The sequence below is a fragment of the Microcystis sp. M53598_WE2 genome (assembly GCF_030067735.1).
Classification (GTDB): Bacteria; Cyanobacteriota; Cyanobacteriia; order Cyanobacteriales; family Microcystaceae; genus Microcystis; species Microcystis aeruginosa.
Genome location: NZ_JASJFE010000049.1, coordinates 1 through 11,959, shown reverse-complemented (window position 1 = coordinate 11,959; position 11,959 = coordinate 1). Strand labels below are relative to the sequence as shown.

General features: G+C 48.7%; 19 protein-coding genes. All 19 read right to left on the bottom strand.

Going from position 1 to position 11,959, the window contains the following annotated elements:
• Nucleotides 1–246: 246 nt before the first annotated feature.
• The 19 genes from PX636_RS01195 to rplC all read right to left on the bottom strand — a co-directional run bounded on the left by PX636_RS01195 (nt 247) and on the right by rplC (nt 11,269).
• A complete protein-coding gene (locus tag PX636_RS01195; protein ID WP_288115963.1) occupies nt 247–1,905 on the bottom strand; it encodes an IS1634 family transposase in 1,659 nt (552 codons plus the stop codon).
• Nucleotides 1,906–2,290: 385 nt separating this feature from the next.
• Nucleotides 2,291–2,734 (bottom strand): 50S ribosomal protein L15, encoded by a 444-nt coding sequence (gene rplO / locus PX636_RS01190; protein WP_002746612.1) that lies wholly within the window; start codon nt 2,732–2,734, stop codon nt 2,291–2,293.
• Nucleotides 2,735–2,744: 10 nt separating this feature from the next.
• Nucleotides 2,745–3,266: a 30S ribosomal protein S5 gene (gene rpsE / locus PX636_RS01185; protein WP_002733669.1), complete on the bottom strand. Its 522-nt coding sequence runs from the start codon at nt 3,264–3,266 to the stop codon at nt 2,745–2,747.
• Nucleotides 3,267–3,292: 26 nt separating this feature from the next.
• Nucleotides 3,293–3,655: a 50S ribosomal protein L18 gene (gene rplR, locus PX636_RS01180; RefSeq protein ID WP_002753900.1), complete on the bottom strand. Its 363-nt coding sequence runs from the start codon at nt 3,653–3,655 to the stop codon at nt 3,293–3,295.
• Between the two features lie 3 nt (nt 3,656–3,658).
• The gene (gene rplF / locus PX636_RS01175) at nt 3,659–4,219 is read right to left on the bottom strand and encodes a 50S ribosomal protein L6 (RefSeq protein ID WP_288115962.1); all 561 of its coding nucleotides are present in this window, start codon (nt 4,217–4,219) and stop codon (nt 3,659–3,661) included.
• A gap of 135 nt (nt 4,220–4,354) precedes the next feature.
• The gene (gene rpsH / locus PX636_RS01170) at nt 4,355–4,756 is read right to left on the bottom strand and encodes a 30S ribosomal protein S8 (RefSeq protein ID WP_002734721.1); all 402 of its coding nucleotides are present in this window, start codon (nt 4,754–4,756) and stop codon (nt 4,355–4,357) included.
• Nucleotides 4,757–4,972: 216 nt separating this feature from the next.
• Nucleotides 4,973–5,512: a 50S ribosomal protein L5 gene (rplE, locus tag PX636_RS01165; RefSeq protein WP_002734750.1), complete on the bottom strand. Its 540-nt coding sequence runs from the start codon at nt 5,510–5,512 to the stop codon at nt 4,973–4,975.
• Between the two features lie 54 nt (nt 5,513–5,566).
• The gene (rplX, locus tag PX636_RS01160) at nt 5,567–5,920 is read right to left on the bottom strand and encodes a 50S ribosomal protein L24 (protein ID WP_079206324.1); all 354 of its coding nucleotides are present in this window, start codon (nt 5,918–5,920) and stop codon (nt 5,567–5,569) included.
• Nucleotides 5,921–5,960: 40 nt separating this feature from the next.
• Nucleotides 5,961–6,329, bottom strand: coding sequence for a 50S ribosomal protein L14 (gene rplN, locus PX636_RS01155; RefSeq protein ID WP_002732358.1), 369 nt, complete (start codon nt 6,327–6,329; stop codon nt 5,961–5,963).
• A gap of 20 nt (nt 6,330–6,349) precedes the next feature.
• Nucleotides 6,350–6,592 (bottom strand): 30S ribosomal protein S17, encoded by a 243-nt coding sequence (gene rpsQ, locus PX636_RS01150; protein ID WP_002796423.1) that lies wholly within the window; start codon nt 6,590–6,592, stop codon nt 6,350–6,352.
• A 6-nt stretch (nt 6,593–6,598) separates the two neighbouring features.
• On the bottom strand, nt 6,599–6,817 hold the full coding sequence (rpmC, locus tag PX636_RS01145) for a 50S ribosomal protein L29 (protein ID WP_012267966.1): 219 nt from the start codon (nt 6,815–6,817) through the stop codon (nt 6,599–6,601).
• Complete coding sequence (gene rplP, locus PX636_RS01140; RefSeq protein ID WP_002734310.1) at nt 6,817–7,236, bottom strand: 50S ribosomal protein L16; 420 nt, start codon at nt 7,234–7,236, stop codon at nt 6,817–6,819. The genes rpmC and rplP overlap by 1 nt, the downstream gene beginning before the upstream one ends.
• Nucleotides 7,237–7,266: 30 nt before the next feature.
• Nucleotides 7,267–7,995 (bottom strand): 30S ribosomal protein S3, encoded by a 729-nt coding sequence (gene rpsC / locus PX636_RS01135; protein WP_002796425.1) that lies wholly within the window; start codon nt 7,993–7,995, stop codon nt 7,267–7,269.
• 23 nt (nt 7,996–8,018) lie between these two features.
• The gene (rplV, locus tag PX636_RS01130; protein WP_002796426.1) at nt 8,019–8,378 is read right to left on the bottom strand and encodes a 50S ribosomal protein L22; all 360 of its coding nucleotides are present in this window, start codon (nt 8,376–8,378) and stop codon (nt 8,019–8,021) included.
• Between the two features lie 125 nt (nt 8,379–8,503).
• Nucleotides 8,504–8,785 carry a 30S ribosomal protein S19 gene (rpsS, locus tag PX636_RS01125; protein ID WP_002753908.1) on the bottom strand — a complete coding sequence of 94 codons (282 nt, stop codon included), beginning with the start codon at nt 8,783–8,785 and terminating at the stop codon, nt 8,504–8,506.
• Between the two features lie 30 nt (nt 8,786–8,815).
• Nucleotides 8,816–9,649, bottom strand: coding sequence for a 50S ribosomal protein L2 (gene rplB, locus PX636_RS01120; RefSeq protein ID WP_002796427.1), 834 nt, complete (start codon nt 9,647–9,649; stop codon nt 8,816–8,818).
• A 33-nt stretch (nt 9,650–9,682) separates the two neighbouring features.
• The gene (locus PX636_RS01115; RefSeq protein ID WP_012267967.1) at nt 9,683–9,988 is read right to left on the bottom strand and encodes a 50S ribosomal protein L23; all 306 of its coding nucleotides are present in this window, start codon (nt 9,986–9,988) and stop codon (nt 9,683–9,685) included.
• Nucleotides 9,978–10,610 carry a 50S ribosomal protein L4 gene (gene rplD / locus PX636_RS01110; RefSeq protein WP_002732765.1) on the bottom strand — a complete coding sequence of 211 codons (633 nt, stop codon included), beginning with the start codon at nt 10,608–10,610 and terminating at the stop codon, nt 9,978–9,980. The genes PX636_RS01115 and rplD overlap by 11 nt, the downstream gene beginning before the upstream one ends.
• A 20-nt stretch (nt 10,611–10,630) precedes the next feature.
• Nucleotides 10,631–11,269, bottom strand: coding sequence for a 50S ribosomal protein L3 (gene rplC / locus PX636_RS01105; RefSeq protein WP_002796429.1), 639 nt, complete (start codon nt 11,267–11,269; stop codon nt 10,631–10,633).
• Nucleotides 11,270–11,959: the final 690 nt, after the last annotated feature.

Below are 11,959 nucleotides of genomic sequence, written 5' to 3'. Positions count from 1 at the left end.
CCCACATTCCGCACCCTAAGTGTCACAACGTCTCAAAAGAGGAAGGGGCGCGAGTCAAAATACTTATCTAGAGGAGTGAGTTGGCGGCAAGCTGCCGGCAACTAAGCCGAAAATTTCAGAGTTCCCCCGGTCATTCTCAATAAACAGTGCTTGTTGAGAATGACTAGGCAATCAGACTTAACATCTAGGGGGAGATGTTCCAGTTGCTCGCTTTGTTTTGTCACCCCTTGAAGTCAATCCATCTGGTCAAGATAAGAGATAATATTCCTGGCCAGGTTTGGGGAAAAATCTCAAAATGTTGCGCCTCTCATCCGTTAAGTTGCTAATCTTTTGATTGTCTTGAATACGGACGAGATGAATCCCTTGAAAGCACTGAAATATCCAGCGTAACGTCGGTCGGTCAGTTAACTTACCCAACTGATTTTTCAGTCCCGTCTCCTGCTGTTTTAAACTTAAACGAAGTTGTCTTTGACCAATAGTATAAACCAGCAGGCACAAGCCCATGAGCATGGCCATGACCTCGATTCTATGGGGAGATTTGAGAAAGACACTGTCAGCAAAAAAGCAGGGGTCTTTGAGAAAAGAAAATCCTCTTTCTGGAGCTTGTTGCCCCTTATATTTTTTGAGTATATCCTCACTGCTCAATCGTTTTTTCTCCAAATCGTTAGTTGCTAAAACGAATCGTCCTGCTCGTTTCTTTAGCCTCTCAATCGCTGCCAAATTCAACTCTAATTCGGCTTGAACTTGATAGCTTTGAGAGGGCAAATCGTCTTTTGATTTGAGTTTTGACTGCTGAGACTCAGGCGGAATGAGATTGACTTTAATCTCCGTTAACTGATGATATTTTAAGGAGTCAGATAATCCTTTGGCTATCGCCAACGCCACCGCTCTATTCTCAAATTCTCTTCGGGATAGTTGGCGGATTTTTTCTTGGGCAGAATTCTTTTCTTGCTCGATTTTTTTCTCTAATTTTTTCAAGTCTGATTCTTGTCTAGCTTGACTTTCAACTAGCAACCATCTTTGTTCTATCCCCCCATAGTTAGAGATGGTTTCCCGCCAGGAATAACCCGGTATTTCTGAATCGGTTAACTCTTTTTCTGAGATGCTATCGACTAACTCTTGAGCCTCTTTAATGCTGAAGGGGACTCGAGACAACCAACGCATTTCTCTCATTAGTTTTAAATTCTCTTTGCTATAGAGGGCGCTATCGCCGACTATTAAACTGTCAAAGTCAACTTGTTTTTTAAATTCTCGGGCGATTTGACCAAAAACCGCTTTGTCCGCTTCATTTCCGTCCCCTACTTTCAGGAATAAAGGTACATCTCCATCCCCACTTACGATTAAGTCAATCATAAATTGTTTTAAGTCAGGTCGTCGGTCGCGGGAGTATCCGTAGGTAATTTTTATTGGCTGTTGTCTGGTTTCAATTTCTTCTCCCACTGCTCCTGATTTCAGGATTTCTACTGTTGGGTATTCCTTTTTATATTCTCCTTCTACTGATAGAGAAGTCGAATCTAAATGGGAATTCTCGGTTGCTACACCAAATTTTTTCACGGCGGCTAAACTAATGAGTAGGAAAATGACCGAAACATTAAGTTGATAAAGTTTGTCCATTACTCGACCAATTTTATCATCATTCAGGTGTTTTGCTTCGATGCCTTCTCCCAGCAGATGTTCGGTTGCTTTATCTTCAAAAAATTGAGGAAATAAATACAAGGCTCGGGAGACAAATCCCAATCCATTCAGGATAATTGCTTTCACTACTTGCCCCGCTGTGACAATTTCTCCTCGCTCAATTGAGACTTGTTCGTTGATAATTTCAACGATTCCTATTTCATCGATAATTCCGGCTACTAATCCCAGATGGTCTAGATTTTTGACTTCAATTTCTGTTGATTGATTCATGGTCGAACAGCCCACTGCCTAAGTTTTCCAACAATTCCTATTTTTTCATAATTAGGGGTCTCAAGCTCCCCCTAGCGGCCACCGAGAAAACCTTCACCAGCTAAGTATTTTTACTCAAGTCTCTGGAGGGGGACAGCTTATGTGACAGTTGAGGGTGCGGAATGTGGGATTAAAATAGAGTGGGAAGTGGGGTGTAGGGTGTGGGGTGTGGGGTGTGGGGTGTAGGGTGTAGGGTGTAGGGTGTGGGGAGAACAAAGCTGCCCTTTACCTTTTGCCTTTTGCCTTTTGCCTTTTGCCTTTTGTCTTTTGCCTTTTGTCTTTTGCCTTTTATCTCCTGTCTCCTGTCTCCTGCCTTCTGCCGACCGCCTTCTGCCGACCGCCTCCGTTAAATTTCTTCCCAAGTACCTTGAGCGGCGGTAATTTTCTCTTTAGCACTATTGCTAAAAGCAGCGGCCTTCACCTTGAGGGGAACGGTAATTTCACCATCACCCAAAACTTTTAAAGGGCCGTCGTTACTGGTGAGAATGTTAGCTTTTAGGAGACTTTCCAGGGTAACTTCCGTATTAGCGGGTAAAGAAGCCAATTTTCTCAGATTAACGATCGTGTATTGACGGGGGTTAACCAAAGGAAAATGCTTTAATTTGGGAACCCGACGATAGAGGGGCATTTGTCCCCCCTCAAAACCGGGACGAGTCCCCGTCCCAGAGCGAGATTTTTGTCCGCGCATTCCCAGACCGCAACTAGCGCCCTGGCCGGCCGAGATACCCCGTCCCACACGACGACGACGTTTAGTAGACCCCGGTTGGGGGGCGATTTCGTGGAGTTTCATGGTGATTTCTCTATGTGTACAAATGTTCTATAGATACGCCTCGATCCTTAGCAACTTCCGAGAAAGTGCGGAGAGTTTCCAGGGCGTTAACAGCGGCTCTAGCGTTATTGAGGGGGTTATCGCTACCGAGTTGTTTAGCGAGGATATTTTTCACCCCGGCTAATTCTAAAACGGTACGGACAGCACCCCCGGCAATAACCCCAGTCCCCGGAGCAGCCGGACGCATAATCACTTGAGCGCCTCCGGAAGCACCCCGGGTGAGGTGAGTGATAGAACTAGCCTTAGTTAAGGAGACTTCAATTAGTTGTTTTTTGCCATCGGCCACGCCTTTACGGACGGCCCCGATAACATCCCCTGCTTTGCCGACTCCCACTCCCACCTGGCCGTTTTCATTACCGACCACGACGATGGCCCGGAAGCTGAGTTTTTTACCACCCTTAACCACTTTACTAACCCGGCGGATCTGGATGACCCGCTCTTGCCAAGTGGTTTCTTTTTCTTTTTCGCGGTTGCCTTTGCGACGTTTTGCCATAGTTTTATCAGTGTTGAAAGGATATTTTAGAAGTTTAAGCCGGCTGACCGAGCCGCTTCTGCTAAGGCTTTGACGCGACCGTGATAGAGATTGCCACCGCGATCAAAAACCACTTGTTCAATGCCTTTGTCTAGGGCCCGTTGGGCCACCAGTTTACCCACGGCAGCCGAGGCTTCTTGGGTAGCGGTGGATTCCAATTCCCCGCGCAAGGTTGCCTCTAGGGTAGAAGCGGCCGCGAGGGTATGTTGGGCCACGTCGTCGATAATTTGGGCGTAGATGTGGTTATTAGAACGAAATACGGATAAACGCGGCCGTTCAGCAGTGCCATTAATTTTGCGACGCACACGCTGGTGACGACGACGGACTGATTCTTTGCGACTAAGTTTCATGGTTTATTTTTTGCCTCCTTTACCGCCTTTACCGCCAGCTTTACCAACTTTGCGACGGACAACTTCACCAAGATAGCGAATCCCTTTTCCTTTATAAGGTTCGGGGGGACGAACTTCGCGGATTTTAGCGGCGGTGTTACCGACGGCTTCTTTGTCGATGCCACTGACGATAACTTGGGTGCTGTTCTCTACGGCGACGGAAACACCATCGGGCATCTCCATTTCCACGGGTTTACTGTAACCAACATTAAGAACTAATTTACTACCCTGCGCCTGGGCGCGGTAGCCCACCCCTTGGATATCGAGGCGTTTTTGAAAGCCGGTAGCGACTCCTTCCACCATGTTAGCTACTAGAGTTCTACAGAGTCCGTGGCGTTCTCTGGCGGTACGGGAATCGTCTTGACGGGTAACGAGCAGAGTTTCGCCATCTTTATTGATGGCGACGGCGGTGGGTAGGGTTCTCTGGAGAGTTCCTTTGGGTCCTTTCACCGTCACGGTAGCACCATCGATATCGACGGTGACTTTATTGGGAATAGGAATCGGGCGTTTGCCAATACGAGACATAACAGTTATCAGTTATCAGTTATTGCAGGAGTCAGGAATCAGGAGTCAGGAGAAGCTAGGTAGGAATTATTAGGAGGCAAAAAGCAACAGTAATTCCCTGATTCTTTTTTTCTGATTTTTTTCCTTTTTCCTTGTTTACCAGATGTAGCAAAGGACTTCGCCGCCAACGTTTTGTTTACGGGCCTCGCGATCGGTCATAATGCCTTTAGAGGTGGAAACAATGGCGATGCCAATGCCACCGAGGACGCGAGGTAAGTCTTTACTGTTGGAATAAACTCGCAGGCCCGGTTTACTGACTCTGGTGAGGGTAGTAATGATCGGTTGACGGTTTTTGCCTTTATATTTGAGGGAAAGAACTAATTGAGATTTAATCCCCTCACCCACTTCCTCAAAGTCAGCAATAAAGCCTTCGTCTTTGAGAACTTGAGCAATACTGCGCGTCATCCGCGTGGTGGGGATTTGAGTAGTGGTCTGCCGAACCGCGCAAGCGTTACGGATGCGGGTCAGCATATCCGAGATGGTATCGTTAGCAGACATGAATTACCTGTTTTTCTCCTAAATTGGGATCAACATCAGTGGTCAGTTATCAGTTATCAGTGGGTCAGTTATCAGATTTGAGTATTAAGTGAGTAGTATTAAATAGCAGGTTCCTGCTGTCTTTTCACTCAATCACTGTTGACTGTTCACTGTTTACTGTTTACTGTGTACTGTTCACTTATTTACCGGTCACTGTTTCCTTTTCTCTTGATTGATTTATCTAAAGGGCATTCCCATCTCTTTGAGGAGGGCGCGTCCTTCTTCGTCGTTTTTAGCGGTGGTGATGATTGAGATGTCCATCCCGCGAATTTGATCGATTTTGTCGTATTCAATTTCGGGGAAGATCAACTGTTCACGAATGCCTAAACTGTAGTTACCACGACCATCAAAACTGTTACCGCTGATACCGCGAAAGTCGCGAATGCGTGGTAAGGCCAGATTAATTAGACGGTCTAAAAAAGCGTACATTCGATCGCCGCGCAATGTCACCATGACACCCACGGGCATTCCTTCGCGAATTTTGAAACCAGCGATCGCTTTTTTTGCCCTAGTCACTACCGGTTGTTGTCCGGTGATGGTGGACAGTTCCTCCTTGGAAGACTCCAAAGCTTTGGCGTTTTGTGAAGCTTCCCCAAGACCGCGGTTAACAGTAATTTTGATAACTTTAGGTACTTGATGGATATTGGTATAACCAAATTGTTCTTTCAGTTTCGGAACAATGGTTTCTTGATAGGTGGTTTTTAGTTTTTGGCTCATAGTTTTGCTGCTTGCTTTTCCTGGGCTTGGTCAGGAACTAGAATTGATGGGAAACTAATCGATAATTTCGCCAGTTTTCTTCAGTATCCGCACTTTCCGACCGTCTTCGGTAAAGGTATAACCCACCCGACTGGCGATTTTTTTCTTCTCGGAATAGAGCATCACTTTGGAACTGTGAATCGGTGCTTCGTAGGTAACGATTTGACCCGATTCCCCTTCCTGTTGGGGTTTAGTATGTTTGGTGCGGATATTAACTCCCTTGACCACCACGGTACTTTCTTGGGGTAGGGAGCGTAAAATTTCGCCCACTTTGCCCTTATCGGAACCGGCGATTACTTGAACGACATCCCCTTTTTTAACGTGCATTTTTTGCCTTTGGGGTGAGGTTTGACTGTTTTTCTTACTCATTTTTTTTGACCTCCGATTGCCTTTGTACTTTTGACTTTGATCAGAGAACTTCTGGGGCTAAGGAAACAATTTTGGTGTAGTTTTTATCGCGCAATTCCCGAGCGACCGGACCAAAAACCCGCGTACCTTTGGGATTACCGTCATTATTAATAATCACGGCGGCGTTATCATCAAAACGGATGCTCATACCGCTATCGCGACGGACGGTTTGACGGGTCCGCACAATCACCGCCGTCACCACATCGGATTTTTTCACGGGCATATTGGGGATAGCGTCCTTAACCACGGCGATAATTTTGTCACCGATGCCACCGTAGGTACAGTTACCTGTTCCCAGCACCCGCAGACACATTAGTTTCCGCGCCCCGCTATTGTCAGCGACATTTAAGTAGGTTTGTTGTTGAATCACGGTTTTTACCTAGGTGAAATTTAATTATCGGTTAATATTTCCGCCACTTCCCAACGTTTGGTTTTACTGAGGGGGCGGGTTTCACGAATACGAACTCGATCGCCTTGTTTGGCTTGATTTTCTGCGTCGTGAGCTTTAAATTTCTGGGTTTTCACGACGATTTTGCCGTATTTAGGGTGAGGAGAGCGGTTTTCAATGGCTACCACTACGGTTTTATCCATTTTGTCGCTGACTACTACCCCAACTCTTTCTTTAACTGCCATAGTGGGTTATGCCTCCGGGGTGGACTGGGCTAGTTGGCGCTCCCGTTCTACGGTCAATAATTGGCCAAGACGGTGGCGGGTGTGTTTGAATTCGTGGGTTTTTTCCAAGCGGCGGGTGGCCTGTTGCAAACGCAATTCAAACAGTTTCTTTTTGGCAGCGAGGATAGCAGCGGCGATTTCCTCATCGCTCATCTTCCTCACTTCGGCGATTTTTGGTAGAGCCATTAGACAAAATCCTCCTCGCGAGTGATAAATTTGGTCTTAATCGGTAATTTTTGGGCGGCTAGGCGCATTGCTTCCCGGGCCACGGGTTCGGCTACCCCAGCAATCTCAAACATAATGAACCCCGGTTTAACCACGGCCACCCAGAATTCGGGGGAACCTTTCCCGGAACCCATCCGAGTTTCTGCGGCCCGTTGGGTCACGGGTTTATCGGGAAAAACGCGAATCCAGATTTTGCCACCCCGACGAATATAACGAGTCATTGCCCGTCTGGCCGCTTCGATTTGACGGGAAGTAATCCAACAGGGTTCGGTGGCTTGCAGGGCGAAATCGCCGAAATTAATCGTATTTCCGCCGGTGGCCAGCCCGCGCATCCGTCCGCGCTGTTGTTTGCGGAATTTTGTTCTTTTGGGACTTAACATGAGCTATTTACCACTGATAAATATTAGGGATCAGCCCTCACTAGAGCGATCTTCAAACTGTTGACGGCGACGCTGTTGACGGCGCGGTGCTTGAGCGGGAACGGCGGCGGCAATTTCTTCTTGGCCAGGGATAATTTCGCCCTTAAAGATCCAAACTTTCACGCCTAGAATCCCGTAGATAGTGCTGGCGGTTTTATAGGAGTAATCGATATCGGCGCGCAGGGTATGCAGGGGAACTCGTCCTTCCCGCACCCATTCAGTCCGAGCGATTTCTGCCCCGTTGAGACGACCGCTAACTTGAATTTTGATCCCTTTGACTTCGGCCCTCTGCGCCCGTTGGATGGCCTGGCGGACAACACGACGGAAGGAAACCCGTCTTTCTAGTTGTTGGGCGATGTATTCGGCGATCAGGTTGGCATCGGCATCAACGCGAGCCACTTCGATGACGTTAATGCGAATTTGACGCTGGCCACCGAGGGCTTTTTGTAAACCTAGGCGCAGCTGTTCGATTCCCGTGCCACCACGACCGACGACGACACCGGGTCGGGCGGTATGGATGGAGATATCTACTTGATCGGCCTTGCGTTCGATGCGAATATCGGCGATACCGGCATTAGCAAGGTTTTTTTCGACGTACTGACGAATGCGGCGATCTTCTTGCAGTAGTTCGGGGTAACGTTTCGCGTCGGCATACCAGCAAGATTTATGATCTTTGATAACGCCGAGACGAAAACCGAGGGGATGGATTTTTTGTCCCATTGTGGTTTTTTTAGTTAAGGTGATTAGTCTTTGTTGCTAGGAGCGACGGCGACGGTGATATGACAGGTGGGTTTGCGAATTTGGTAGGCGCGCCCCTGGGCCCGGGGTCGAAAACGTTTTAGGGTCGGTCCGCCATCGGCAAAGGCTTGGCTAACTACCAAAGTGGCGGGATCGAGTCCTTCGTTATGTTCGGCGTTGGCAACGGCGGAACGCAGGACTTTCAGGATGGGATCACAGGCCCGGTAGGGCATGAATTCGAGAATAATTAGGGCTTCCCGATAGGAGCGACCGCGGATCTGATCGAGTACCCGTCTGACTTTCAGGGGTGACATCCGAATATAGCGGGCGATCGCTTTGACTTCGTTAGAGGTATCGATGGTCATTTCAGTTATCAGTTATCAGTTATCAGTTATCAGTCATCAGTCATCAGTGATCAGTTATCGGTTATCAGTCTTGCTGGTTTATGATCACGACTATCTAGCTGACGACTGAGGGAGTAGCGGCTGATTTATTTCCGTCCTGCTTTTTTGTCGCTCTTGGCGTGGCCGCGGAAGGTGCGGGTGGGAGCGAATTCACCGAGTTTATGACCGACCATCTGCTCGGAAACGTAGACGGGAACGTGCTGTTTGCCGTTGTGAACGGCGATCGTGTGACCGACCATATCGGGAATGATTGTCGAGGCCCGGGACCAAGTTTTAATCACTTGTTTACTGCCCTGGGCGTTGAGTTTTTCGATTTTTTCCATCAGGTGGCCGGCGACAAATGGCCCCTTTTTCAGTGAACGACCCATAATTTTCAGTCAAAAGTAAAGTAATAATTTCTAACCCTGGGTACGACGGCGTACGATGAGATCGCTACTGCGTTTTTTCTTGTTGCGAGTTTTGCGGCCGAGGGCGGGTTTACCCCAGGGAGTCATCGGGCCGGAACGTCCGATCGGAGCGCGACCCTCTCCACCTCCGTGCGGGTGATCCACTGGGTTCATGACGCTACCCCGAACATGAGGTCGTTGACCGCGGTGACGGGTACGGCCGGCTTTACCGAGACTGATATTTCTCGCTTCGGCGTTACCGACTTTTCCGATGGTGGCGTAGCATTCACGCCGGATCATGCGGACTTCTTTGGAGGGGAGGCGGATGGTAACGTAATCGCCTTCTTTGGCTACCACTTGGGCGAAACCACCGGCAGCCCGCACCATTTGACCACCGCGACCGGGGACGAGTTCGATGTTATGAACTTCTGTCCCTAGGGGGATGCGACTTAAGGGCAGGGCATTACCGACCTCGAAGGGAGCGTTTTCTCCGGCGATGACGGTATCACCAACGCCTAAACCGGCGGGGGCGATGATGTAGCGTTTTTCCCCGTCTTTGTAGAAAAGCAGGGCAATGCGGGCGTTACGGTTAGGATCGTACTCGATCGCCGCTACTTTGGCCGGAATATCCCGTTTATCGCGACGAAAATCGATAATCCGGTAGAGGCGTTTATGACCGCCGCCCCGGTGACGACTGGTAACGACACCGCGATTATTACGCCCCTGTTTACTGTGTTTGTGATGAGTTAGGGACTTTTCCGGTTCGGTTTTGGTGATCTCTTTAAAGTCGGAGATGGCCGCCTGCCTTGTCCCGGGGGTTAAAGGTCTAAAAGAGCGAATACCCATAGTTTAGTTTTCCGTTATCGGGTTTCTTGGTGGTTATACGTCAGGATAGAGGGTGATCGAGTCGCCTGCTGCTAGGGTCACGATCGCACGTTTGTATTGGGGTTTGTAACCGAGGAAACGGCCGACGCGTTTTTTCTGACGAGAGGGGCGGCTGGTGTTCACTTTCGTTACTTTCACGTCAAACAGCAGTTCGATCGCCGCTTGAATTTCCGGCTTAGTCGCTTTCAATGCGACATCGAAGACGTATTTATTTTGTTCTAGGAGTAGGGTGGCTTTCTCGGTCACGATCGGCTTTAGGATCAGATCGGCGAGTTGTCTGGCTTCAGTTTTAAGCACCATAGACCTCCTCAATTTTAGCTAGGGCTGCGGCGGTGGCGATAACTCGATCGGCTAGGATGACATCATAGACGTTGAGACTATCGGCGCGAATAATTTTGAGATTGCAGATATTACGTCCCGATAAATAGACATTTTCGGGAATTTCCGTCAAAATCAGCAGAATTTTTTCCTCTGGACTGGCTCCCCAGCGACTTAAGGCAGCGGTGAGTTCCTTGGTTTTGGGTTGGGAGAATTGTTCGGCGAAGCTTTCAACCACGATAAAGTTATCGGCCTGGCTGATCAAAGCGGTTCTCAGGGCTAATCTTTTCTCTTTGCGATTGACCTTAACCTCAAAATCTCTCGGTTTTGGTCCGAAGATGACACCGCCACCACGCCAGAGGGGAGAACGGATCGAACCGGCCCTGGCACGACCGGTGCCTTTTTGCCGCCAGGGTTTGCGACCACCGCCGCGCACTTCCGAGCGGGTTTTGCTGGAGGCGTTACCTTGGCGGGCCGCCGCTAGATGGCTGACGACGACGCGGTGAATTAGGTGTTTGGCGGTTTCGGGTTTAGCGGTTTTCAGTTCCAGGGTGCCTGTTCCCGCTTCTTCCCCTTGCCAATTTTTGACTGTGTAGTTAACCATGGCTTTAATCTTTCCTTGCCCTATTTACCAAATTTCTTGGCGGGGGTGATGTTTAACAGGGTTCCTGGTTTGCCCGGGACGGCTCCTTTGATCAGGATCAGGTTGCGTTCGCTATCGATTTTGACCACGGACAATTTGCGGATGGTAACTTGGGTTGCTCCGTATTGTCCAGCCATTCTCTTACCTGGGAAGACGCGGCCGGGGGTAGTACCGGCGCCGGTGGAACCAGGGAGACGGTGGTTTTTGGAACCGTGGGTCATGTTACCGCGCTTGAAGTTATGGCGTTTTTGATAGCCGGAGAAACCCCGTCCGATGGTGGTCCCAGCCACATCGACCAAATCGCCTTCTTGGAAGATGTCGGCGGTAATTTCTTGGCCTAAAGTGTAAGCGGATGCGTCCTCGAGGCGGTATTCGATTAAATGCCGCAGGGGGGAGACACCGGCTTTGGCTAAATGACCGAGCAGCGGTTTGTTGAGGGCTTTTTCTTTGACGGTTTTGTATCCCACTTGGATGGATTCATAACCGTCGGTTTTTTTCGTTTTGACTTGGGTGACGGGACAGGGACCGGCTTGAACGACGGTGACGGGAATGGCGACTCCCGTTTTGTTGTCGAAGATTTGGGTCATGCCCAGTTTTGTACCGAGGATACCGATAGACACGGATTGTTCTCTTTATCTTTACTAGACGACAATCAAAAATAACGTGGCCGTGGCTATAGGAGCGGGAAAGATTTTTCCCACTTTATCAGCCTGCCCAACTTGAATGACTTTTTTCGAGTTATTTAAGCTGGCATCCCGTTAAATTCGTAAGTAAGACTAGACAGGGTTGCTGGTTCTGCCTAGATTGTTGCTGGTCTTTGTTTCTTCAGGACTTAAAGGGTTTATCTTCAGTATCCCGGCGAAGACCGAGCGACCAAGGCGGTTCTGCTCAGCAGTGCCTTCAGCACCACCTAACACCGATTTTGGCCACGATCAAACATTATATAATATTTGTGACTTTTTAGGCAAGAGGTTTTTTTAGTCACCGGAAATGCTCAGGTCTAGTCTGGTCAAATTATTTGTACCATTCGGCGGTCTTCAGCAGCGATGGGGGCAGACCGAGCCAATAGATTCAATTATAGTAGTTATATTAATGGTGAGGTACAAAGTTTTCCTTTTGGGGAATCAGTCGTCGGTGGTCGATACCAAATTAGGTTACACTTATTGATGTTGACATACCCCACGCCGTAAACGGACGTGGATTCTTCTCGCATCACTGCTGTGAATTTCTGGCTCAACGAGTCCACTTGAATTAGATTCCTGGCGAAATCCCACCCAGAGGTGGTTCTCTCCTCAGACTTTCGCGACCTT